At 69.0% G+C, this 22,131-nt stretch carries 20 protein-coding genes; 10 read left to right on the forward strand and 10 right to left on the reverse strand.

Annotation, left to right across the window (positions count from 1 at the left end; all coding sequences use genetic code 11):
* The coding region (locus VFG33_RS25015; protein WP_524538148.1) for an LLM class oxidoreductase at window positions 1–421 on the forward strand (421 nt) is incomplete at its 5' end.
* Window positions 422–445: 24 nt separating this feature from the next.
* Here VFG33_RS25015 and VFG33_RS25020 read toward each other — a convergent pair.
* From VFG33_RS25020 to mraZ, 4 genes are all read right to left on the reverse strand, one after another.
* Complete coding sequence (locus VFG33_RS25020; protein ID WP_325055388.1) at window positions 446–2,152, reverse strand: peptidoglycan D,D-transpeptidase FtsI family protein; 1,707 nt, start codon at window positions 2,150–2,152, stop codon at window positions 446–448.
* A gap of 670 nt (window positions 2,153–2,822) precedes the next feature.
* Window positions 2,823–3,404, reverse strand: coding sequence for a cell division protein FtsL (gene ftsL / locus VFG33_RS25025; RefSeq protein ID WP_325055389.1), 582 nt, complete (start codon window positions 3,402–3,404; stop codon window positions 2,823–2,825).
* The gene (gene rsmH, locus VFG33_RS25030) at window positions 3,404–4,390 is read right to left on the reverse strand and encodes a 16S rRNA (cytosine(1402)-N(4))-methyltransferase RsmH (protein ID WP_325055390.1); all 987 of its coding nucleotides are present in this window, start codon (window positions 4,388–4,390) and stop codon (window positions 3,404–3,406) included. The genes ftsL and rsmH overlap by 1 nt, the downstream gene beginning before the upstream one ends.
* A 290-nt stretch (window positions 4,391–4,680) precedes the next feature.
* Window positions 4,681–5,112, reverse strand: a complete 432-nt coding sequence (mraZ, locus tag VFG33_RS25035) for a division/cell wall cluster transcriptional repressor MraZ (protein WP_325055391.1) — start codon at window positions 5,110–5,112, stop codon at window positions 4,681–4,683.
* Between the two features lie 303 nt (window positions 5,113–5,415).
* Between mraZ and VFG33_RS25040 the strand changes: the two genes are divergently transcribed.
* From VFG33_RS25040 to VFG33_RS25050, 3 genes are read left to right on the forward strand one after another with little or no spacing between them, the layout of a single operon-like run.
* Window positions 5,416–6,369, forward strand: coding sequence for an AAA family ATPase (locus tag VFG33_RS25040; protein ID WP_325055423.1), 954 nt, complete (start codon window positions 5,416–5,418; stop codon window positions 6,367–6,369).
* A gap of 3 nt (window positions 6,370–6,372) precedes the next feature.
* Window positions 6,373–7,659, forward strand: coding sequence for a DUF58 domain-containing protein (locus tag VFG33_RS25045; protein WP_325055392.1), 1,287 nt, complete (start codon window positions 6,373–6,375; stop codon window positions 7,657–7,659).
* Complete coding sequence (locus tag VFG33_RS25050) at window positions 7,656–10,025, forward strand: transglutaminase TgpA family protein (protein WP_325055393.1); 2,370 nt, start codon at window positions 7,656–7,658, stop codon at window positions 10,023–10,025. Before VFG33_RS25045 ends, VFG33_RS25050 begins: the two co-directional genes overlap by 4 nt.
* Window positions 10,026–10,186: 161 nt before the next feature.
* Here the strand turns inward: VFG33_RS25050 and VFG33_RS25055 are convergent, their stop codons facing one another.
* The gene (locus VFG33_RS25055) at window positions 10,187–10,660 is read right to left on the reverse strand and encodes an SCO2097 family morphological protein (RefSeq protein ID WP_325055394.1); all 474 of its coding nucleotides are present in this window, start codon (window positions 10,658–10,660) and stop codon (window positions 10,187–10,189) included.
* A gap of 307 nt (window positions 10,661–10,967) precedes the next feature.
* Between VFG33_RS25055 and VFG33_RS25060 the strand changes: the two genes are divergently transcribed.
* Window positions 10,968–11,714, forward strand: a complete 747-nt coding sequence (locus VFG33_RS25060) for a class I SAM-dependent methyltransferase (RefSeq protein ID WP_325055395.1) — start codon at window positions 10,968–10,970, stop codon at window positions 11,712–11,714.
* Window positions 11,715–11,728: 14 nt separating this feature from the next.
* Here the strand turns inward: VFG33_RS25060 and VFG33_RS25065 are convergent, their stop codons facing one another.
* Together VFG33_RS25065 and VFG33_RS25070 are read right to left on the reverse strand one after the other, a co-directional pair.
* Window positions 11,729–12,202 (reverse strand): SAV_6107 family HEPN domain-containing protein, encoded by a 474-nt coding sequence (locus tag VFG33_RS25065; protein WP_325055396.1) that lies wholly within the window; start codon window positions 12,200–12,202, stop codon window positions 11,729–11,731.
* Window positions 12,199–12,558, reverse strand: coding sequence for a DUF6504 family protein (locus VFG33_RS25070; RefSeq protein WP_325055397.1), 360 nt, complete (start codon window positions 12,556–12,558; stop codon window positions 12,199–12,201). The genes VFG33_RS25065 and VFG33_RS25070 overlap by 4 nt, the downstream gene beginning before the upstream one ends.
* Before the next feature lie 398 nt (window positions 12,559–12,956).
* Between VFG33_RS25070 and VFG33_RS25075 the strand changes: the two genes are divergently transcribed.
* Both VFG33_RS25075 and VFG33_RS25080 read left to right on the forward strand, forming a co-directional pair.
* Window positions 12,957–13,988 (forward strand): DUF4037 domain-containing protein, encoded by a 1,032-nt coding sequence (locus VFG33_RS25075; protein WP_325055398.1) that lies wholly within the window; start codon window positions 12,957–12,959, stop codon window positions 13,986–13,988.
* Between the two features lie 11 nt (window positions 13,989–13,999).
* Window positions 14,000–14,470 carry a YbaK/EbsC family protein gene (locus VFG33_RS25080; protein WP_325055399.1) on the forward strand — a complete coding sequence of 157 codons (471 nt, stop codon included), beginning with the start codon at window positions 14,000–14,002 and terminating at the stop codon, window positions 14,468–14,470.
* Here VFG33_RS25080 and VFG33_RS25085 read toward each other — a convergent pair.
* Window positions 14,463–15,200, reverse strand: a complete 738-nt coding sequence (locus tag VFG33_RS25085) for a hypothetical protein (RefSeq protein WP_325055400.1) — start codon at window positions 15,198–15,200, stop codon at window positions 14,463–14,465. The two genes, VFG33_RS25080 and VFG33_RS25085, sit on opposite strands and share 8 nt — an antisense overlap.
* A complete protein-coding gene (locus VFG33_RS25090; RefSeq protein WP_325055401.1) occupies window positions 15,201–17,117 on the reverse strand; it encodes an N-acetylmuramoyl-L-alanine amidase in 1,917 nt (638 codons plus the stop codon).
* Between the two features lie 117 nt (window positions 17,118–17,234).
* Between VFG33_RS25090 and VFG33_RS25095 the strand changes: the two genes are divergently transcribed.
* The 3 genes from VFG33_RS25095 to VFG33_RS25105 all read left to right on the forward strand — a co-directional run bounded on the left by VFG33_RS25095 (window position 17,235) and on the right by VFG33_RS25105 (window position 21,515).
* Window positions 17,235–17,846 carry a DUF4126 domain-containing protein gene (locus tag VFG33_RS25095; RefSeq protein WP_325055402.1) on the forward strand — a complete coding sequence of 204 codons (612 nt, stop codon included), beginning with the start codon at window positions 17,235–17,237 and terminating at the stop codon, window positions 17,844–17,846.
* Window positions 17,846–19,153, forward strand: coding sequence for a phytoene desaturase family protein (locus VFG33_RS25100; protein WP_325055403.1), 1,308 nt, complete (start codon window positions 17,846–17,848; stop codon window positions 19,151–19,153). The genes VFG33_RS25095 and VFG33_RS25100 overlap by 1 nt, the downstream gene beginning before the upstream one ends.
* 154 nt (window positions 19,154–19,307) lie before the next feature.
* Complete coding sequence (locus VFG33_RS25105) at window positions 19,308–21,515, forward strand: HelD family protein (RefSeq protein WP_325055404.1); 2,208 nt, start codon at window positions 19,308–19,310, stop codon at window positions 21,513–21,515.
* Between the two features lie 69 nt (window positions 21,516–21,584).
* Here the strand turns inward: VFG33_RS25105 and VFG33_RS25110 are convergent, their stop codons facing one another.
* Window positions 21,585–22,115: a SixA phosphatase family protein gene (locus VFG33_RS25110; protein ID WP_325055405.1), complete on the reverse strand. Its 531-nt coding sequence runs from the start codon at window positions 22,113–22,115 to the stop codon at window positions 21,585–21,587.
* Window positions 22,116–22,131: the final 16 nt, after the last annotated feature.

Here is a 22,131-nt window from a genome sequence, read left to right on the forward strand (position 1 = left end):
GACCGCGTTCGAGGGAGTCCGCAACCGCCTCGAACGCCCGATCAACAGTCCCGCCGCGGTCACCCGGCCGCACCCGCCGATCATGGTCGGCGGGATGGGCGAGAAGAAGACGCTGCGGCTCGTGGCCCAGTACGCCCAGGCCTGCAACCTGCCCGACATCCCCGACGGCGGCGCGACGATCAAGCGCAAGCTCGCGATCCTGGCCGAGCACTGCGACGCCGTGGGCCGGGACTACGCCGAGATCATCAAGACCGTGGCGACCCGCCTCGAGCCCGGCGAGTCGTCCGCCGACTTCAGCCGGCGGTGCGCCGCGCTCGCCGACCTGGGAGCCGACCACGTCGTCGTGATCACCGCGGGAGCCTGGACCGCCGACGCGGTCCGGCAACTGACCGACGCCGTCCCGGCCGTTGAGCAAATCTGACTCGTCGTTCCGCAGACTTGGTGATCACCAGGTCAGCGGAACGTCGGGCTGCTTGGCGCCGGTCGGCGGTACGGCGTACTTCTGCAGGGCGTAGCTCATGACATCGCGGAAGACCGGGCCGCCCTGGCCGCCACCGCTGCGCCCGTTGGTCGGGTTCTGCAGGACGACGTAGGTGACGAAGCGCGGGTTGTCCGCGGGGGCGAACCCGGCGAACGACGTGGCCCACTTGCTGTAGCAACCGCACTTGGAGTCCACCTCCTGCGCAGTACCGGTCTTGCCCGCGACGAGGTAGCCGGGGATGGCCGCCTGGGTCGCAGTACCGCCCTTGGCCGTGACGGACTCCATCATCGTGGCCACCTGCTTGGCGGCGGACTCGCTCACCACCCGGCGCGACGGCCCGGACTCAGTCGGTACTGCGGTGCCGTCGGCGCCGACGTAGTCCTTGACCAGCTTGGGCGGCACGTAGACCCCACCGTTGGCGACAGCGTTGACGGCCGCGGTCATCTGGACCGCGCTGGCCGACAGGCCCTGGCCGAACGCGACGTTCGACCGGGTCAGCTCGCTCCACTCGTCACCGGGCGGCATCAGGCCGCGGCTCTCGCCGGGGAAGCCGAGTCCGGTCGGCTCGCCGAAGCCGAAGTTCTTCAGGTAGTGCACGAAGTCCGGGATCGGCATCTGCTGCGCGGCCATGATGGTGCCGACATTCGACGACTTGGCGATCACGCCGGCGATGGTCAGGTTCAGGTTGCCGTGGTCCCAGTGGTCCTTGATCGTCCGGCGCTGCACGGTGTACGAACCCGGCACCTTGAGCTTGGTGTCCAGCGAGATCAGGCCGGCGTCGGCGAGGGCGGCCATGGTGACCACCTTCTGCACACTGCCCGGTTCGTAGACCTGTTCCAGCGCGGGGTTCTTCAGCGAGCCCGACTTCACCGGCTTGTTCGGGTCGTACGTCGGGTAGTTCGCCATCGTCAGGATCTCGCCGGTCTTCACGTCCATCGTGACGACCGCGCCCGACTCCGCCTTGTACTGCTTCACCGCCTGCTCGATCCGCTTCTCCGCGAACCACTGCAGATCCGCGTCCAGGGTGAGCTGCGCGGTCTGACCCGGCTTCGGCTCTTCCACGGTGTGGTCGGCGTTCGGGATCTTGTTGCCCTTGGCATCGACCTCGTACATGGCCTTGCCGTCCTGGCCGGACAGCTTGTCGTTCAGGCCGTACTCGAGCCCGGCCAGACCCTTGCCCTCGGCACCGACCACGCCGACCACGTTCGCGGCGATGGTGCCGTTCGGGTGGCTGCGGATCGGGTCGTCCTCGGTGTAGAGGCCGGCGAGCAGCGGCTGGTCCGCCTCCGAGCGCGTCTTGTTCTGCGCTTTCAGCTCGGCCTCGATCTGGTTCCACGTCTGCGGGCTGACCTGGCGGGCGAGGTAGACGAACCTGCCCTTCTTGGTCATCGCTGCCACGAGTTTGTCGTACGTAGTACCGGAGAGTCTGGGGGCCAGGACAGCGGCCAGTTCGGGCGCGACCTTGCTGGTCTGGGAGGGGTCGGCGGTGATCGCCACGGCGTCCTCGGAGACGGACAGCGGGACGCCGTTGCGGTCGAGGATGTCGCCGCGGGAGGCGTGCAGGAGGAAAGGCTTGGTGTTCTCCTTGGACGCGGCGAGCGCGTAGGAGTCCGGGTCGACACCCTGCAGCAGGATGAGGCGACCGGCGAACAGGGACAGTACGAACGCCATCACGCCGAACGTGACGCGCAACCGCAGCGCGGGACGCCCGAGCTTCAGGGTCCGCGGCGGGCGCTTCGGCTTCCTCTTCTTAAGAGCCGGCGGCCGTCTGCTCTGCGGCTTCCGCTTCCGCGGCGGCGCTGCCTTCTTGGCAACAGCCTTCCGCGGACCCCCCTCAGGCCCAACCCGCCGCGCTAAAGGGCGAGCATCACCACCCTGCCCAGCCTTCCGAGGCCGAGCCGCTGCCTTCTTCGCAACCCGCCGCGCCTGCTCCCCCGAACCCCGACGAGAAGATTCAGTGCTGGAGCGCCCGCTGCCGCCACTGCCCCGGCCGGCACCAGCGGCGCGTGGCGCATCTCGCGCAGCTCGACCTGAAGACTCGGTACTCGCACGCACGCCGCTGCCGTTCGGGCGCGCATCGCTCGCGCTCTTGCGGCTCGGGCGTTCGCCCGCCTTGCCAGTGCTCGCCTTGCGGGGAGCGGCTGGGCTGGAGGCGCCTGTGTTGTTGGGCCGACGGGCGGGCGGCGGCTTGCCGGTTTCGCTAGCGGGACGCTGTGGGGTGGAGCGTTTGCTGTCTGTAGGGGCTGGACGGCGCGACGGGGTTTTGCGGGGTGGAGTTCCCCGCTCGGGTTCGCCGCCACGTCTGCGTGGCGGTTCGTTGCCCCGTCGCTCCGTCATCCCATCAGCCCCCGGTCGGTGTGTTGGTCTGAGCCCCTGTCGTACCTACTGGCGGCTTCGTCGTATTCGCCGGCGGCTTCGTGGTGTTCGCCGGCGGCTTAGGTGTGTTCGCCGGGGGCTTGGGGGTGGCGGGGGTGGACGGCTTGGGCTTGGTCGGGGTGCCGGGGCCGAACATCGCGGCGCCGGTACCGGCCTTGCCTTCCTCCGGTACGCCGAGGACCTTGCCGTCGGACAGGCGGAGGAACACCGGGTTCGGGTTCGGCACCATGCCCATCCGCAGCGCCCGGTCCGCCAGGTTCTGCGGCGATTCCAGCGTGCGTACCTGCCGCTCCAACTGCTCCTGCTGGTCGCGCAGCCCATCCGCCTGCTGGTTCAGCGCCGTCACCTGGAACGTGCCGCGCTGCAGTTCCGTGTTGAGCAGCAGCAACCCGACCAGACCGGCCGCGAGCAGCGACACCACGAAAATGACGAACGGCATCCGCGGCGGCCGGAACGGCGCGCCGTAGACGACTCTGAGCTTCGGCTCCGACTTGACCGCCGGCGACGGAGTGACCCGCGCCTTCGACGGACTGAACACTGTGCTCATCAGGCCACCAAGCCCTTCTCGCGGACCCGCTCGGCCGCCCGGACCCGCACCGAGGTGGCCCGCGGGTTCGCCACGAGCTCTTCATCGGTCGGCCGCTCGGCACCACGCGTCAGCAGCTTGAGATACGGCTCGTGGCCGGCCGGAATCACCGGCAGGTCATCGGGCACGTCGGACTTGGTCGCGGCCGCCAGCGTCTGCTTGGCGATCCGGTCTTCCAGTGAGTGGTAGCTCATGATCACGATCCGGCCGTGCAGCGCGAGCGAGGCGACCGCGGCCGGCAGGGCGCGCCGCAGTACCTCGAGCTCGCCGTTGACCTCGATCCGCAACGCCTGGAAGGTCCGCTTGGCCGGGTGTCCCCCGGTCCGACGGGCCGCCTGCGGGATCGCGTCGCGGACCAGCTCGGACAGCCGGGCGCTGTTCGTGAACGGCTCGGTCTCGCGGGCCTTGACGATCCGGTCTGCGATCCGGCGGGAGAACTTCTCCTCGCCGTACTGGAACAGGATGCGGGCCAGCTCGGCCGAGCTGTAGGTGTTCAGGATGTCCGCGGCCGTGGTCGGCGCGGTGTTGTCCATCCGCATGTCGAGCGGCGCGTCCTGCGCGTAGGCGAAACCGCGATCGGCCTCGTCGAGCTGCATGGAGGAGACACCGAGGTCGAAGAGGATCCCGTCGATGGCGGGGACTTCGAGATCCGCCAGCACCTGCGGCAGCTCGTCGTACACGGCGTGCACCAGCGTGATGCGCTCGGCGTACGGGGCGAGGCGCTCGCCGGCCAGGCGGAGAGCTTCGGGATCGCGGTCGAGGCCGATCAGGCGGACCTCGGGGTACCGCTGCAGGAACGCCTCGGAGTGACCGCCGAGGCCGAGGGTGGCGTCGACCAGGACGGCACCGGGCTGCGTGAGCGCGGGACCGAGGAGGGCGACGACGCGGTCGAGCATGACCGGGACGTGGCGCGAGGAGGGCTCGGGAGTCGGCCCAGGATTCGGCATGGCGTCAGCCCACCGTTCCCTGCGCACCGCGCTCAGCACCGTCCATCTCGACCCTTCCCTAGCCGCGGGAGCGACCCTGCCCTCGCGGGTTCTGTTACTGCTCTTCGGTCCTGCTGGTGCGGGGCGGGATGGTGCGGTGGAGCCAGGTGGAGCGGCTCGTCCGGTCAGATCGCGGGTTCGCCTTCCGGGGAAGTACCTGTCGGCCTTGGCGCCGGGGAAGTGGCGCCAACACTCAGGTCGGAAGTCGGACCCGTGATCTCACCGGACGTCCGGCGCTCTCGCGGGCTACCTCAGAAGATGCCGGGCAGCACCTCCTCGGACAGGTCGGCGAATGCCTGCTCCTGCTCCGCGGAGTACGTGTTCCAGCTCTCCGTGTTCCAGATCTCCACCCTGTTCATCGCCCCGATGACGACACAGTCGCGATCCAGTCCTGCGTAATCGCGCAGCATCGGCGGGATGGTGACCCGGCCCTGCTTGTCCGGTACCTCGTTGGAGGCACCGGCGAACAACATCCGCAGATAGTCCCTAGCACCCTTGTTGGTGATCGGCGCCTGCTTCAGCTGCTCGGTCAGTTGCACGAACTCCGCTTCGGGCCACACGAACAGCGACCGCTCCTGTCCACGGGTGATCACCAGGCCCTCCGCAAGGTCGTCGCGGAACTTCGCCGGTAGGAACAGCCGTCCCTTGTCGTCGAGCTTGGGGAAGTGCGTTCCGAGGAACACGCTCCACCTCCCCGTTGCGGACTCGCCGACTTCAGGTCGAGCTCTTTCCACCATTTCAGTACCACTGCGCTCCACCTTACTCCACTTTGCCCCACCGTCAACCAAATACGCGCCGTTTCGCTCCCCCGTACGCTGGAGGTCACAGATCGGCAACACCGGGTGAGGGGCATTTCGATGGCGACCGAAACGACTGGTAACGAAACGAGCCGAAAACTAGGCCCGACCCCGACCCCGGGTCAGAATGATTCGGCCATCAATCAATGGGGAGGACCTAGGGTGAGCACCACCGCGACCAGCTCGGCCATGGATTTCGACGAGCTGACGGAGGTGGCGGGACGGGTCCGCCGAGCCATCGAGACAGTTATCGAAGGCAAACCCGATGTCGTCGAGGTAGCAGTGACCGTGCTACTCGCCGAGGGACATCTACTGATCGAGGACGTACCGGGCGTCGGTAAGACGATGCTCGCGAAAGCACTGGCCAAGTCGATCGACTGCACCGTGCGGCGGATCCAGTTCACGCCGGACCTGCTCCCGTCGGACATCACCGGCGTGTCGGTCTTCAACCAGGAGAACCGCGAGTTCGAGTTCAAGCCGGGCGCGGTGTTCGCCAACATCGTGGTCGGCGACGAGATCAACCGGGCCTCGCCGAAGACGCAGGCCGCGTTGCTGGAGTCGATGGAGGAACGCCAGGTCACGGTCGACACCACGACGTACCAGCTCGAGGCGCCGTTCATGGTGATCGCGACGCAGAACCCGATCGAGATGGAGGGGACCTATCCCCTCCCCGAGGCCCAGCGCGACCGCTTCATGGCCCGGCTCTCGATGGGCTATCCGGAGCCGGCCGCCGAGCTCCGGATGCTCGACGGGCACGCGGCGGCCGATCCGCTGGCCGCTCTGCAGCCGGTGACCGACGGACAGCAGATCCTGCGGCTGGTGAAGACAGTGCACTCGGTGCACGTGTCCGAGTCGGTCAAGGAGTACGCCGTCGCGCTGGCCGGCGCCACCAGAAGGTCGCAGGAGCTGCGGCTGGGTGCGAGCCCACGGGCCACGCTGCACCTGATCCGGGCCGCCCGGGCAGCTGCTGCTCTGGACGCCCGCGAGTTCGTGCTGCCGGACGACATCCAGGAGCTGGCCGTTCCGGTGCTGGCGCACCGGGTGCTGCCGGCCGCGGAGGCTCATCTTGGTGGCCGCGGTGCGGCCGACATCATCTCCGGGCTGGTGGCCTCCGTGCCGCTGCCCCGCAACCGTCGGGACTGAGACATGCGGCAGGCACTGCGCGGATTGACCACCAGGGGGCGGGCATTCGTCGCAGCCGGTATCACCGCGTCGCTGTGCGCGTTGCTGCTCGGCCAGAAGGATCTCCTGCGAGTGGGAGTGCTGTTGGTCGCTCTGCCACTCGTCGCCGCCCTGGTGGTCGGCAGGACCAGGCTGCGTCTGCAAGTTCGGCGCAGCCTGAGTCCGGATCAGGTCCCGGTCGGTCACCAGGCGACGGTGGAGCTCGCCCTGAGCAACCAGGGCCGGATGCCGGCTGGGCTGTTGCTGCTGGAAGACCGCATTCCTTATGTACTGGGCCACCGGCCCAGGTTCGTGGTCGACCGCGTCAGCCCGAACTGGAAGCGCACGGTCTCCTATCCGGTGAAGTCGGACGTCCGTGGGCTGTTCCAGGTGGGGCCGTTGATGCTGACGGTCGCTGATCCGTTCGGCCTGGTGGAGACCAGCCGGACGTTCGCCCGCAGCCAGCACCTGCTGGTCACGCCGCGGGTGTTCAAGCTGCCGGACATCCGGCTCGGTGCCGAGCGGGCCGGCTCCGGCGAGAACCGCCCGCGCGCGATCGCCGCGGCCGGCGAGGAGGACGCGACCGTGCGGGAGTACCGCGACGGCGATGACCTCCGCCGGGTGCACTGGCGCTCGACCGCCCGGCGCGGATCGCTGATGGTGCGCCGCGAGGAGCAGCCCTGGCAGAGCCGGTGCTCGATCTTCCTGGACGCGCGGTCCATCTCGCACCACGGGCACGGGCCCTCGTCCAGCCTCGAGTGGGCGGTCAGCGCGGCCGCCTCGGTCGGGGCCGACCGGCTGCGCCGCGGCTATGTGACCACTCTGCTGGGCGGACCGACCACGCTGTCCGCGATCAACCACCGCAGCTCGACCGCGATCCACCAGCCGCTGACGAACCAGCAACTGCTGACCGAGTGCGCGACGGTGGAGGAACACAAGTACGCCGAGATCGGCCCGCTGCTGACCGTCGACCGCAACATCCAGGAGCCGAGTCTGGTGATCGCCATCGTCGGAGCTTGCAACTCCGAGGACATCACCGCGTTGAACAGGTGGCGGACCAGTCAGGCCACCGGCGTCGCGCTGCTGCTGGACGCGGCGAGCTGGGCGGTCGGTGCCGAGGGCACCGAGAAGGCGGCCAGGCTGACCACAGCCACGGACGCCACCGAACAAGAACTGCGCCGCAACGGCTGGCGAGTCGCCAGAGTGCAGCGCGGTGACCATCTCCCCACCGTGTGGTCCACTCTCGGACTGCGGAGCGGAAGGATCGCATGACCGGCCACGTCAGGATCTCCCTCGCCGCCTGGGGGGCCACTGTGCTGGGCTCCCTGGTACTAACACCGGTCTTCTCCGGGCCGTTCTTCTTCATCAGCGCGTTCCTCTGCGGTGTGGTGACCGGGGTCGGCATCCTGCTGCAGAACTGGCGGGCGCCGAGGTTCGTCGTACCGGTCGTGCAGCTCGCTGTGCTGGTGGAACTGCTCTCCTTCTTCTTCCTGCGCGACACGCTGAAGTGGGGCGTGCTGCCCTGGCGGGACACGGCCGTCGAGTTCAACCAGCAGATGGTGAACGCGATGGACTCGATCAACCGCTTCAGCGCGCCGCTGCCCGAGGACTCGCACCTGCTGTTGTTCGCCGTCTCGGTGATCGCGGCCACCGGGCTGCTGATCCACCTGATCGCAGTACAGCTTCGGCAGGCTGCGTGGTCCGGGCTCCTGCTGCTGACGATGTACACGGTGCCGGCCGCGACCGTGCACGGCGGCTTGCCCGCACTGCTCTTCATCCCGCCCGCGGTCGGCTACATCGTGCTGTTGTCGGCCGAGGGCCGGACCAGGCTGAGCCGCTGGGGACGACGGATCTCCGGTGTCTCGCATCTGGACGCGTCCGAACCGATCGAGGCCTCGGCACTCGGTCAGGCCGGCCGCCGGATCGGCCTGAGTGTCATCGCGCTGGCCGCGCTGCTGCCCGCTCTGTTACCGGCCCTGCCGGAAGGTGTCGTCGGCAACGGTCTGGCCGGTGGCGGTACCGGCACCGGGGTCGGCGCCTCCATCTCGGCGACCGACCCGATGCTGGACATGGGCAAGAACCTGAAGCGTGGCGACAACGTCACCGCCCTGACCTACAAGGGTGGCCCGGCCGGGGGGACCTACCTGCGGCTGACCGCGCTGGACCTGTTCGACGGGAACACCTGGCGGATCGCGCCGCGTCCCGACGGGCAGAAGATCACCAACAGCGACCTGAGCGCCCCTCCGGGCTTCACCGGTGATCTCGGCCAGGTTCCGACCAGCAAGCTGACCATCAAGGTGAGCACGAACTTCCGCTCGCAGTTCGCCCCGGTGCCTTATCCGCTGCAGTCGATCTCGCTGAAGAACACCTGGAAGTACGACCCGAACGCGCTGGATGTCGTCTCCACGAACGGGCGGGTGGTCGGCGGCAAGGACTACAGCCTGGAGGCGTACGACCTGCAGCCAACGCCTGAGCAGTTGCGCGACAGCATCACCACCGGCGCTCCGGACCAGTACACCAGCGAGGTCCCCAACCGAACGCCGCCGGAGCTCAGCAGGCTGGCGCAGGACCTCACCGTCGAGGCCAAGGGCAACAAGTTCCAGGAGGCGGTGTTGCTGCAGGAGTGGTTCCGCACCGACGGTGGCTTCACCTACAGCACTGACACCAGCGGCAAGAGCGGGATGGGCGCGTTGAAGGCGTTCCTGCTCGAGAACAAGACCGGGTACTGCGAGCAGTTCGCCACCGGCATGGCATTGCTGGCCCGCATTCTCGACATCCCCGCGCGGGTCGGGATCGGCTTCCTGCCCGGCCAGCCCGGCAAGAACGGCGAGCACATCGTCCGGATGCACGACATGCATGCGTGGCCGGAGCTCTACTTCCAGGGTGCCGGCTGGGTCCGCTTCGAGCCGACTCCCTCCGCCCGGGTCTCGAACACCCCGAGCTGGACCGAGGCGGCCGCGTCGGGCATCGACACCCCCACGACGGCTCCGACCACGGGCGCCACCACCCCGGGCCAGACCCAGGACCCGAACATCGACAAGCCGAACACCGACCGGAACCTGCCGGACGACAACGGCGTCGCCGTGATCGACACCGGCAACTGGTTCACCAACGGCGGTGGCAAGATCATCGCCGGGGTCGCCGGTGCGCTGCTGCTGCTCTGCATCCCCTGGCTGATCCGGTCGCTGACCAGGCGGAAGCGGTTCGCTCGTCCACCGGGCCGTGCCGGGGTCGAAGGCCTCTGGGCCGAGATCCGCGACACCGCACGCGACCTGGGCCTGGACTGGTCCGACAGCGCGACCCCACGCCAACTCGGCGAATGGCTGAACACCAAACTGCCGGATGACGTCCATCCGCAGGCGCGACGCCTCGCCCGCGGCCTCGAAGCAGTCCGGTACGCCGGCGTCGACGACGTGGCCGTGGATCTCCGAACCGAAACGGCCGCGGTTCGCAAGGCCCTGTGGGGTCAGGCGAAACTCTCGAACCGGTGGAGGGCACGGATGCTGCCGCGGTCGTGGCGCTGGTACCTCAACCGGGGCAGCGCCGAGGCGTCCGACCTGCTGGACGACTTCGACCTGCTGCTGGCCCGGCTGCGCTCCATCGTCCTGTTCCGCCGCACCGGCCGCCACGCCAACTGAATCCACGCGACGCAAAAAGAGGCCGGCAGCACCCGCTGCCGGCCTCTCTCAGTTCCAAGATCCTTTGAACCGCCGCCTGGTGGGGCGTAAAGAGAACCACACCCGGCGAAGGCGCGGGTGTGGTTCGGGTGCGGCTCAGGGCCGGCCGGCTGTGCGCGCGGTCAGAGGTCCTCGTCGCGGCGACGACGCCAGCGGTCTTCCATCCGCTCCATGAAGCTGCCGGACGACTCGTGTCTCGTGCGGCTCCGCTTGGACGGCGGGGGCGGCGGTGGGATGTCATCCTCGTCGCCCGCGTTGCTGATCCGCTTCATGCTCAGCGCCGCGATGTAAAGGCCGGCGACCATCACCACGAAGCCGATGACTCCGATGATGGTGTTCGGGATGATCGCGCCGGCCATCAGAATGACGATGCCCAGCACAAATCCAACGCCGGCAAGCACTGCCCGGCGCTTGTAGTACAAGCGCACATTTGTCCCTCGCATGGCGGAGACGAACTTCGGGTCTTCCGCAGCGAGGGCGCGTTCGAGCTGTTCGAACTGGCGCTGCTCTTCTTCCGAGAGGGGCACCGTCGATCCCTCCATGGTGAGCACGTTCTCGATAGGCCGATCCCAGTCTAGGCCGATGGAACGGTCCACGAAACCCTGACCGCCTGTCCCGCGCGTCACGGTCCGGCAACTCCGGGCTGTGACGACCACCTAAACCGATGACGAATCCATCTTTACCCCACAGTTCAAGCCTCAACCGCGCACCCCACCGGGGGCGCCCCGTGGATCGTCGCCGCCGGCCGAGCACGGACTCCCCCGCCGCGCCACCACGCCCCGTAACCGGACACACCACTGCCACAGACACTCCAGCGCCAGCCCGGAGCCACGTCGGAGCCACCTCGGCTGGGAAGTAGGGTGTGGGGCGCACTGGAATCCGCTGGCGAGGAGGGCACTCAGGATGGTCGACCGACGTCGCCGCTCAGTACGAACGGCGCTGGTCGCCGAGGCTCTCCGGGTGGCCCTGGCCGGCCGCGAACGGATCGATCCGGGAGCCGGCCTCGACATCGTCGACCTGGGCGGTGGTACCGGCGGATTCGCCGTACCGCTCGCCGTCGAAGGACATCGCGTCACCGTGGTGGATCCCAGCCCGGACGCGCTGGCCTCGCTTGAACGCCGCGCCAGCGACGAAGGTGTCAGTGAACTGGTCCGCGGTGTGCAGGGCGACGCGGCCGAACTGCCCGGCCTCGCGGGGAAGTCGAGCGCCGACGCGGTCCTGTGTCACGGGGTGCTCGAGGTCGTCGACGATCCCGCCCAGGCCCTGCACGCGATGGCGTCCGTACTCCGTGAGGGCGGCGTCCTCAGCCTGCTGGTCGCCCAACGCAACGCCGTCGTCCTGGCCCGGGCGCTCGCCGGTCATCTCACCGAAGCGCGGGCCGCACTGCAGGACCCCGACGGCCGCTGGGGTTCAGCCGACCCGATGCCGCGACGGTTCGACGAAGCCACCCTGTCCGCCGAACTCGCCGAGGCCGGCTTCATGGTCCACACCATTCACGGTGTCCGCACCTTCACGGACCTGGTCCCGTCGGCCTTCGTCGACTCCGAACCCGGTGCAGCCGAAGCCCTCGCCGAACTGGAACGCGCGGCCAGCCAGCACCCCGCCTTCCGGGCGATCGCCACCCAGCTTCACATCCTCGCCACCCGCTAGAGCGACGCGGGCCGTTAGCTGGCCTGCATCCAGGGCTGAGCGAGGACTGACTGCGGGTCGGAGGCCTCGGGGAGGACCGACTGCGCAGTGAGGTGGAGGCTGGAGTCCACCAGGTCGTAGAACGTCTCCGCGGCGCGGATCAGATCGTCGGCCTCGCGAGTGCTGACCGCACGCTCCAACCCCGCTTCGGCGGCCGCACGCTGGGCCGCACCGGCGGCGAAGTACGTCGCCCACTCGCCGAACTCCGGCGCGACCTCGGCCAGTAGCACCCAGGCGTTGCGCTGGACACGGCGACGCGGACCCGAGCGGACCGGCCGGGCCCGCACCGCGAGCACCGCGGCCGCGACTCGCAGCGCCGCCACGTGAGCGCTGGAGTACTTGATCAGGTGGTCGTCGGCCTCGCGTGCCTCGGCAAGCGCCAGCCGTGCGCGAGTCAGCTCGCGACTGGCCGATCCGGCGGCTGCCGGGGAAACCGGTGAAACTGTCATCGGTCCGTCACCCTCTCCAGTTGCCAGCGGCCTGAGTCAGGGTCGTGCGCGAGGTCGAACATCTCGCGACGCCCATGCCGGCCGCAGCCTGCTTCCACTCGGTAGACCGCTCGCTGCGGTCCCCAATCGGCATCCAGCACCCCGACGGCCGCGGACGATCCCGCCACGGCGGTCGCGGTGGCCGCGCCGACGCCGGAGCCGATCACACCGCGCTCCCACCAGGCGGCGGTCTCCACCCAGCTCGCCTCGACGGAGCAGACCCGCCAGAGCCGGCCGCGCCACAGGAACTGCTCCGGCGACTCGATGCCGTCCACGACGCCCGAACGCACCTCAACGGACTCGTCGAACTCCCACATGTTCCATCGCCTCCTGTGCGCGAACTTCCCCTGGTCAGCGGCCCGGTGGGTGGGCGCCTGGTGGGGGTCGAGGTCCACCACGGCGCCCGGCCCACCGGGACCACCGGTTTCCGCTGCGGCCGCAACTCCGCACCGGGGCCGAGCAGCTGTCCTCATCACGCCGTCCCCGTCTCCCGACGAAACCGGATCGGCGTCAATCGAACATCTGTTCGAACACTGGAAGCGTAGCGCCGCCCGCCGACAATCGTCAACGGGACGCGCAGCCGCGCCCGCTCCGATCGCCCGGTCCCCCGGCACTCCCGCGTTGTCCATGACCTCATCCTTGACGGTGCCACCGACAATTTCCGGCGGCGAAAACCCGGGTGTGGTCCAGCGGGGCCACCACTAGGGTCGGCGCCATGACCAGCGACGAGTTCCTGCCGGCCGGAGAACTCGGTGCCGGGTTCCATGCCGACGTCATCCGGCCCGTGCTCGGCGATACGCCGTACGCGGCAGGTCTGCTCGGCTGGGGCTCGGATGTCCTCGGCTACGACACGGCCCGGTCGACGGATCACGGCTGGGGACCGCGCCTGAACGTCTTCGTCGACGCCGACGAGGTGGAGCGCGTCACGAAGCTGGTCGAGGAGGGCCTCCCCGAGACCTACCGGGGCCACGCCGTCCGCTTCGGATGGGACACCCAGGAGGACATGCACCACGTCAAGGTGTCCACCCTCGCCGCCTGGCTGACGGACCACCTAGGTTTCGACCCGACCGCGGGACTCAGGACGGAGGACTGGCTGATCACCCCGCAGCAGAAGCTGCTCGGCGTTGTGGCCGGATCCGTGTACGCCGATGACGGCCGGCTTCAGCCGGTTCGCGACGTGCTGACGTGGTACCCGGACGAGCTGTGGCTCTGGCTGCTCGCCTGCCAGTGGTCCCGGATCGCCGAGGAGGAGACATTCGTCCAGCGCACGGACGAGGTCGGCGACCACCTCGGCTCCCGCGTTGTCACAGCACGCCTGACCCGCGACCTGATGCGACTCACCTTGCTGATGGAACGCACCTACGCGCCGTACACGAAATGGCTCGGTACTGCGTTCGTCCGGCTCCCGCAGGACGACGGGCTCGACCGGGTCCTGGCGGAAGCAGTCGCCGCGGACGCGCTCGTGGATCGCGAGCGCGCGCTGACGACGGCGTACGGGCTGGTCGGACGCAGGCACAACGCGTTGGGGATCACCGACGAGGTGGACCCAACGCCCAGGCAGTTCCACGAGCGGCCGGCGATGGTGATCGCGGCCGGCCGGTTCGCGCAGGCCTGCCTGGACCAGGTGCGCGATCCCCTGCTCCGGAAGCTGGAGCTGGTCGGCTCGATCGACCAGTTCGCGGACAACACCGATCTGCTGAGCAATCCGGTCGCCTACCGGCGGCTGGCCGCGATCTACCAGAAGTAGGGTTTTGCAGCGTGAGCACTCATCCCAATGTTCAGAAGGTGACCGATGCCCTGGCGGCAGCCGGGGCAACCGGTGAGATCCGGATCCTCGACGAAGGCGTCCCGACCGCGGCCGCCGCGGCGGCGGCGCTCGGTTGCGAGGTCGGCGCGATCGCGAACAGCCTGATCTTCGACGGCGACGGTTCGCCGGTCCTGATCCTGACGTCGGGCGCGCACCGGGTCGACACCGCGAAGCTCACGGCCGAACTCGGCATCGGCAAGCTCCGCCGCGCCACCCCGGAGTTCGTCAAGGAGCACACCGGCCAGTCGATCGGCGGCGTCGCCCCGGTCGGTCACCCAAGCCCCGTGCGCACCTTGGTCGACACGGCGCTCGAGCAGTACGACGTGGTCTGGGCCGCGGCCGGTATCCCCCACTCGGTCTTCCCCACCACCTACAAGGAACTGCTCAGCCTCACCAACGGCACCCCGACAGTCGTCAACTGACAACGAGCGGGATCTCGGTCCGCAGAAACGCGCGGGTCAGCCCGGCGCGCTCGATCCGCCATCGCAGCGGAACCCGGGCGGCCGGGCCGTACCGCCGGGCCTCGATGTCTCGCACCACCGCGGCCGGCGCACCGAGCGACGGCAGCAGGTCGAGCGCCTCCCGCTTGGTGATCAACCGTTGTGCTGCCAGGGTCGTCGCCGCCCGCGCGAACGTCACCAGGCCCAGGTCCACCCAGATGTCGCGGCGCCAAGGCAGTCGCTTGGCCGTGACCGGATACCAGAACTCCCGCAGATCCTGGCGGATGAACGCGGCCAGCTCCTCGTCGCTCGTTGCCGCCAGCAACGACGAGGGCGGCGGTCCGTAGCAGCTCAGGTCCCCGAGGGTCAGTTCTCGCCAACCGACCGGCGTCACCGGACGGTCGACGTACCGGCCCTGCGCGAAGGTCGGATGCCGTTGGCGAGCATCGCCGAGGTCGCCCACCGGTACATAGGTGCAGTGCAGCTTCGCCGCCAGCGGCGTCACCTTGATCAGACCTCGATGGACCTCGATCAACGGCGCCGGATCCACGACCGGCGACTCCAGCACCGCGATCAGGTCGAAGTCGCTTCGCCCCAGCACGAAGTCCCCGAGCGCCAGCGAGCCGTGGACCCAGACGGCTCGGACCGGCAGCACCGACCGGATGGACGTGACGAAGCCGTCCAACAGTTGCTGGACGGCTTCGTCAGCCACTTAGTACGCCAAGCGAAGATCTACGTCGGCGGCGCGGACATACGCCATGCGGTGGCCGAACCAGATCTGGTAGTAGCGGTCCTTGCCGATGACCTGCACGTGGTCGGTCGGCGGTGCACCGGCGAACGTCACTGCGCGGTAGTAGTCGGTCTCGATGTTCACATCACTGACCGGGTAGGCCTGCCCCGCGCCGATCGTGTACTGCAGCGGCGTCACCGTCTGGTATGGGATACCCGTCGGGTAAGCCGCCTCCTCCGGGTAAGCGCGCCCGTAGACCGGCACAGTGGTCTTGCCCGCCTTCGGCTTCACCACCAGCCCCGGCTTGGCAAAGGCGTCCGGTGCTGAGCGCGGGCTCTTGAACCAGGCCTTGGCACCCAGGTACCAGATGGCCACCCAGTCACCCGACCGCTCGGCGACCACGTACTGCGAGCCGGCTGCCGCGCGGGCACCGATGTCCGACACCTGCGTGGTCGATGCCGACGCGTTCGGCCGCAACCCGATGTCCTTGACGAGCGGAGCCGCGTCATCCGGCGACTGCCGGAGGTAGACGAAGTTGGTGCCCTGCGGCGCGCAGGTGGTTCCAGCGCCCGTGCAGTCGGTCACCACCTGCACGTTGCTGGCGAAGTCGGGCTTCACCGTCACGAGCGAGCCGGCCTTGACCGGGAAGACACTGAAGCCGTAGATCGGCGCGCCGAGCAGGTTGAAGTAGTGCTCCCAGTCCCAGTACGGTCCCGGATCCCAGTGCATCCCCGCGACCGTCGACGGGATCGTGCCCGGCACCTGGTCGTGGCCGAGGATGTGCGCCCGGTCCAGCGGGATGTTGTTCTTCTTCGCCAGGTAGCGGACCAGCTTGGCCGAGTTGCGGTAGAGCGCCTCGGTGTACCAGGTCGCACCCTGGGCCGCGAAGCCCTCGTGCTCGATCCCGATGCTGTGCATGTTCACGTACCAGTTGCCCGCGTGCCAGGCGACGTCGTTGGCGGCCACGTGCTGCCAGGTGTGGCCGTCGGACGACCGCATCGTGTACTGCCAGCTCACGTACGTCGGGTCCTGCACCAGGTTCAGAGTGCCCTGCCAGCCACCCTCGGTGTCGTGGATGACGATGTAGTCGATCTTGCCGGTCTTGGGCCGGTTCGCCAGGTCATGGTTGCCGTAGTCACCAGGAGTCGTCTCCTGGTACGGCGCCGGCAACGACTCGCAAGCCAGGTCGGCCGGGCACTCGGTGGCAGCCTTGGGTGTTGCAGGGGCCGCCGGCAACGACGTACGGGCGAGCTGGTCCTTGGCCGGAGTCACCTTCTCCGCAGGCATCACGAGCTGCTGGCCGGTGTTCGTAGTACGGGCCGCGCCCTGGGCGAGGATCGTGTAGACGTCGTCGGCGAAGGCGGATGCGCCTGCTCGGTCCGACGCACCGGCGTACGAGCTGATGGCGCCGTACCAATCGGCAGCGGAGGTGTCGGCACCGGTCGGCAGGCCGAGCGTTCGCTGGTACGACGCGAGTACTGCGGCGCCGCCGGCGATGTTAGCGGTCACGTCCTTGCGCAAGGCAACGGGATCCAGACCGGTCAGGTCGGACGCCTTGTACAGCGTCAACGCCGAGTCGGCCTTGCCCAGCTTCTTTCCGCCGGACAGGTCGGTCACCGTCGTCGGGTCGCCGGCAGTGAGGTGCATCGGGCCGTAGCCACCGGACGTGCTCGCAGCGCCTTGGTGGTCATCCCACCGCGTCTCCGCGTAGGACACAGCGAGCAGCACGGACTCCGGTACGCCGTACTGTTGCGAAGCGGCCTTGAAGGCCGCGGCCTGGGACGCCGGGCCGGCGACGGAGGCGACGGCCGGAGGTGGACCACCGGACGACACGCCGGTCACGGATATGGGCAGCGCTACCGCTGCCAGTGCGGCGAGAATCTTCGAACGACGACGCATGATTGATCTCCCTGACCGGGACGGGTGTCAGCGTGTTCACTTTGGGGCGGGACCGACCGGATGTCAACGGTTAACTAAATGTTGGGTTCGATGGTTCGATACTGACCGGAGCATGCGATGGAAGCGTTGCCGTTGGCCTTCACCACGGGCTGGGCGAGTGGGATCAACGCCTACGCGTGCGTCCTGATCCTAGGCCTTCTCGGCCGCTTCGCGGGTGTCGACGAGGTCCCGGCCGCCCTCACCGGCAACGGCGTCCTGATCGCCGCCGCGGCCCTGTTCGCGGTCGAGTTCGTCACCGACAAGATCCCGTACGTCGACTCCGCCTGGGACGCGATCTCCACGGTGATCCGGCCGACCGTCGGAGCGGTCGTCGCGGCCCTGATCGCCGGCGACGCGAGCAACCTGGACCAGGCGCTGATCGCGACCACGGGCGGGGTGGTCGCGCTCCTCTCGCACCTGGTGAAGTCGAGTCTCCGGCTAGCGATCAACACCTCCCCCGAGCCGGTCACCAACATCGCGGCCTCGTCCGGCGAGGACGTTGCGGTCGCGGGTGTCGTCTCGCTCGCCGCCTTCCATCCCACCGCCGCGCTGATCATCGCCGGGGTGCTGCTGGTGATCGGCATGATCTCCGTGTACTTCGCCTTCCGCGCGATCCGCCGGGGGTTCGCCAGGTTCCGGGCCTGGCGAGAACGACGTGGTAATCCAGCGACTGGGAGCAGTGCCGCCTGATGGCTCGTGTGATCGTGATCGGAGCCGGCCTCGCCGGGCTCGCCAGTGCAGTACGCCTGGCCAAGGTCGGCCATCAGGTGACCATCTGCGAATCCGACGACCGCCTCGGCGGCGCCCTCGGCCGGGTCGAGGCCGACGGCTTCAGCTGGGACGCGGGAGCAGCCAGTACTACGTTGCCGGCGGCGCTGCGCGACCTGTTCCGCAAGTCCGGGCGGCCGATCGAGTCCCTGGTCCAGTTGGACCCGGTGTCCGAGCCCCGGCGACACCTCTTCGGCGACGGGTCGGTCCTGGATCTGCCGATCGGTGATCGCGCCGCGCAGGCTGCCGCGTGGTCCGACCTGGCCGGCGAGGAGACCGCCGTGGCCTGGGCCCGGCTGGTCGATGGCTACGGCGAGACCTGGCAGATCCTCCGGAAGACCTCGCTCGAACCGCCGCTGATGAACAAGCTGCCGCTGAACGCGATCCGCGGTCTCAAGCCGTGGCAGTCCCTCGAGCGCGTCGCCCAGCGGAACCTCACCGACGACCGAGCGCGCGCAGTACTGCGGTATTACGCGACGCAGCACGGGTCCGAGCCGCGACAGACACCCGGGTACGTCGGCGTCTGGTCCTACCTCGAGCGCACGTTCGGCCGGTGGACCGTGCAGGACGGGTTCGCCGTGCTCGCGGATGCTCTCGCGCAGCGGGCCTCCGAGCGCAAGGTCGAGGTGTGTACCGGGACCGAGGTGGTCGGGGTCAACACAGCGGGCGGCGTGGTCAAGGGCGTCCGCCTGGCCGACGGGTCGGAACTCGCGGCGGACATCGTGGTCAGCGACATCGATCCCCGCGAGCTCTACGGCCGGCTGGTGGACGACCCGGCGGCCAAGAAGGTCCGGCGGAAGGTGCTGTCGACGCATCAGGCGAACTCGGCGTACGTAGTCCATCTGGGTCTGCGGGAGCCGGTGCCGAGCCTGCCGTTCGAGACCGTGCTGCATGGGTCTCCAACGGTTCTGGTTCGCACCGGTGGGCAGGCGCCCGCCGGACACCAGGCCTGGTCCGTGCTGGTCCACGGCTACCCCACAGACGACGTGATGGACTTACTGGTCGCCCGCGGCCTGCACATCCGGGACAAGGTGGTCACGCGGCAGACCTCGCCCTCCTGGTGGGCCGGAGTCGCCTGGGAGGGCTACCGCACGGCCCGGCGCCGCGCTGCGAACATCTCCCCCGTCAAGGGCCTGTACTGCGTGGGCGCGGGCGCCCACCCCGGTACAGGAGTCCCCGCGACGACTCTCAGTGCAGCGATCGTCGCGGACGCCATCGGCAAGGCCTGACCACAGCGCCCCACGCAGAGCTCTGACCACCGCCTCAGCCGGGTCTCAGGCGGCGCTGGCGAGACCGGCCTGTGGTCGGCGAGGTGGGCGCACTAAGATTGATCGTTCATGTGTTCGGTGTCGGGGAAATCGCCCGGCAGTAGAGAGGACTGCGGTGGATCAATCCCCCACGTCGACCGATCTCGAGAACGTCGAACGAGCTGAGCTCGAAGCCGAGCAACAGCACGTCGACAGGGTCTACGAGCGGGTCGACGAAGCGGCGCGGTCGGCATCACGGATCGCGGTCGAAGGGCACCAACGCGGTCAGGCACAGAACGTGGGCCGGGTCCGCGACGAGGAGCAGACCGGCCTCTACGAGCGGGACGTACTCGTGTTCGCGGCCGCCCGGCGGATCGCCGAGCTGGACGCCGAGCACGAGGGCTTGGTGTTCGGCCGGCTCGACACCGACGGTGGTGACGACACCGAGCCCGCCACCACCGCGAGCGAGCTGGAGAAGCTCTACGTCGGCCGCATCGGCGTGCGGGACGCGGAGTACGAGCCGCTGGTGATCGACTGGCGTGCTCCCGCGGCCGAGCCCTTCTACCGGGCGACCGCGGCGGACCGGCTGGGCGTCGTACGGCGCCGGGTGCTCCGCAACAAGGGGCCGCGGATCATCGGTATCGAGGACGACCTGCTGGCACCCGAGCGGGCGCCCGAGGACCTTCCGGTGATGGGTGAGGGCGCACTGATGGCCTCGCTGTCCCGGGCTCGTGGCCACACGATGCGGGACATCGTCGCGACGATCCAGGCCGAGCAGGACAAGGCAATCCGAGCACCTGCCCGCGGTGTCACGGTCATCGGCGGCGGACCCGGCACTGGCAAGACAGTGGTCGCACTGCACCGTGCTGCCTACCTGCTGTACTCCGACCGCAGGCGGTTCGAGCGCGGTGGCGTTCTGGTGGTCGGCCCGTCGGCCGCGTTCATGGCGTACATCGAGCGGGTGCTTCCCAGCCTCGGCGAGAACACCGTGTCCCTGCGGGCCGTCGGCGAGCTGGTCGACGGTGTCCAGGCCACTGCAGTCGACGGTGCTGACGTTGCCGCGATCAAGGGTTCGCTGCGGATGCAGGGGCTGCTCTCCCGGGCTGCCCGCGACCGTGTTCCTGGGGCCCCGTCCACCCTGCGGATCTTCGTCGGTGGCGGCACTGTCGAGCTGGACGCGAACCAGCTCGACAACGTACGTCGCAACGCGCTGCGCCGCACTCCCCGGAACAGGGCTGCTGCAGAAGCACGCAAGGGACTCATCGCGGCGCTGTGGACGCGGTTCCCCGACGACCTGCGCAACGGTCGCTTCGCCGATCGCGAGTCGTTCGGCGACATCGTGACGGACCTCCCGGCGTACAAGTCCTTCTTCGCCGCGTGGTGGCCGGTGCTGACGCCAGGCGCCGTACTGCGCTGGCTCGGCGATGCCCGGCGGGCGTCCAGGTGGTCCCGGGGCGACTTCACCCCGGTCGAGATCGACGCGCTGGCGGAGGCGATCCGCAGTACGGACGAGTTCACGATCGCAGACGTGGCGCTGCTGGACGAGCTGTCGAACCTGCTCGGCCGGCCGCCGGTGGTGGAGGCGGGCAAGGACGAGGAGTTCGACTGGCTGGAAGGTCTGTCGGACGGCGTCAACGAGGTGCTGACCACCTCCGAGCGTCGCGCCCGGTCGGCGGCTGCCGCCGATGCGGACGAGCCCGAGGAGTACGCGCACGTACTGGTCGACGAGGCGCAGGACCTGTCCCCGATGCAGTGGCGGATGGTGACCCGACGCGGTCCGCAGGCGAGCTGGACGATCGTGGGCGACCCGGCGCAGAGCTCGTGGCCAGATCCGGATGAGGCCCGCGCGGCGATGGACTCGATGCTGTCCCACCTGCAGCGGCACACGTTCCGGCTGTCGACGAACTACCGGAACTCGGCCGAGATCTACGCCTTCGCCGGTGAGGTGATCCGTCGCGAACTGCCGAATGCGGATCTGCCGAACGCAGTACGGCGTACCGGGGTCGAGCCGGAACACCGGGTGTTCGACGCGGGCAAGGTCGTGGAGGCCGCGGCCGACGCGGCGGGTGAACTGCTGCAACTCGTCGAGGGAACGGTCGGGGTCATTGTGCCGCCGCGATTGCGTCCCGCGGTCGAGCCCGCACTCGCCGAGCTGGGCGATCCGAGGGTGGTCGCGTTGAGCCCGCTGGAATCCAAGGGACTCGAGTACGACGCTGTGGTAGTCGTCGAGCCGGACGTCATCGTCAGCGACACGCTGGGCGGCGTCCGCGCCCTCTACGTCGTCCTGACCCGTGCCACCCAACGCATGATCACCGTCAACAGCACCACCCACTGGCTCCCCTGAAAGCCCTTACGTCCGAAGAAATGGCGGGACGTCTCGCTAGTTCTTCGGACGTAACGGGAGGGGTCAGCGTCAGCCGCGGGGGATGACGTAGGAGACGAGGTCGGCCTCGTTGCTGGAGAGGTCGGACCAGCGGGTGGTGTGGTGCAGGACGGTGAGACCGCTGGTCGGGTACTTGCGGGTGAGCTCGACCCGTTCGGGACTCGTGCCGTCCAGGGCCAGGTCGTCCGCCAGCCAGGGGACGCCGGGCGCGTGGCCGACCAGGATCACCGTGCGCGCGTCGGCCGGGACCTCCTGGATCACTTCGAGCAAACCCTCGGTGTCGGAGTTGTAGATCCGCCGGTCGTACCAGACGTCGGTCGCGATCGCGCCGGCCCCGGCGGCGTACTGCCAGGTCTCCCGGGTCCGGATCGACGGCGAGCACAGCACCAGGTCCGCTTCGATGCCTTGGGCAACCAGGTAACGTCCGGCCGCGGCGGCGTCGGCCTGACCTCGCTCCGCCAGCGGACGCTCCAGGTCGGGCACGGACTCGGGCGGAACCGCCTTGGCATGCCGCAACAACACCAACGTGCGATCGACCAACAGATCAGACGGATCAGCCATCGGCACATCCTAGTGC

Origin of the sequence: Kribbella sp., from assembly GCF_035687465.1 — a bacterium.
In the GTDB taxonomy this organism is placed as follows: domain Bacteria; phylum Actinomycetota; class Actinomycetes; order Propionibacteriales; family Kribbellaceae; genus Kribbella.

Bases quoted from the DNA above. Each gene is read 5' to 3' on its own strand.
- VFG33_RS25020 (WP_325055388.1), bottom strand. From the start codon at position 2,152: ATGGCGTTCGTACTGTCCCTGTTCGCCGGTCGCCTCATCCTGCTGCAG.
- ftsL (WP_325055389.1), bottom strand. From the start codon at position 3,404: ATGAGCACAGTGTTCAGTCCGTCGAAGGCGCGGGTCACTCCGTCGCCG.
- rsmH (WP_325055390.1), bottom strand. From the start codon at position 4,390: ATGCCGAATCCTGGGCCGACTCCCGAGCCCTCCTCGCGCCACGTCCCG.
- VFG33_RS25040 (WP_325055423.1), top strand. From the start codon at position 5,416: ATGGATTTCGACGAGCTGACGGAGGTGGCGGGACGGGTCCGCCGAGCC.
- VFG33_RS25045 (WP_325055392.1), top strand. From the start codon at position 6,373: ATGCGGCAGGCACTGCGCGGATTGACCACCAGGGGGCGGGCATTCGTC.
- VFG33_RS25050 (WP_325055393.1), top strand. From the start codon at position 7,656: ATGACCGGCCACGTCAGGATCTCCCTCGCCGCCTGGGGGGCCACTGTG.
- VFG33_RS25060 (WP_325055395.1), top strand. From the start codon at position 10,968: ATGGTCGACCGACGTCGCCGCTCAGTACGAACGGCGCTGGTCGCCGAG.
- VFG33_RS25065 (WP_325055396.1), bottom strand. From the start codon at position 12,202: ATGACAGTTTCACCGGTTTCCCCGGCAGCCGCCGGATCGGCCAGTCGC.
- VFG33_RS25070 (WP_325055397.1), bottom strand. From the start codon at position 12,558: ATGTGGGAGTTCGACGAGTCCGTTGAGGTGCGTTCGGGCGTCGTGGAC.
- VFG33_RS25075 (WP_325055398.1), top strand. From the start codon at position 12,957: ATGACCAGCGACGAGTTCCTGCCGGCCGGAGAACTCGGTGCCGGGTTC.
- VFG33_RS25090 (WP_325055401.1), bottom strand. From the start codon at position 17,117: ATGCGTCGTCGTTCGAAGATTCTCGCCGCACTGGCAGCGGTAGCGCTG.
- VFG33_RS25095 (WP_325055402.1), top strand. From the start codon at position 17,235: ATGGAAGCGTTGCCGTTGGCCTTCACCACGGGCTGGGCGAGTGGGATC.
- VFG33_RS25100 (WP_325055403.1), top strand. From the start codon at position 17,846: ATGGCTCGTGTGATCGTGATCGGAGCCGGCCTCGCCGGGCTCGCCAGT.
- VFG33_RS25110 (WP_325055405.1), bottom strand. From the start codon at position 22,115: ATGGCTGATCCGTCTGATCTGTTGGTCGATCGCACGTTGGTGTTGTTG.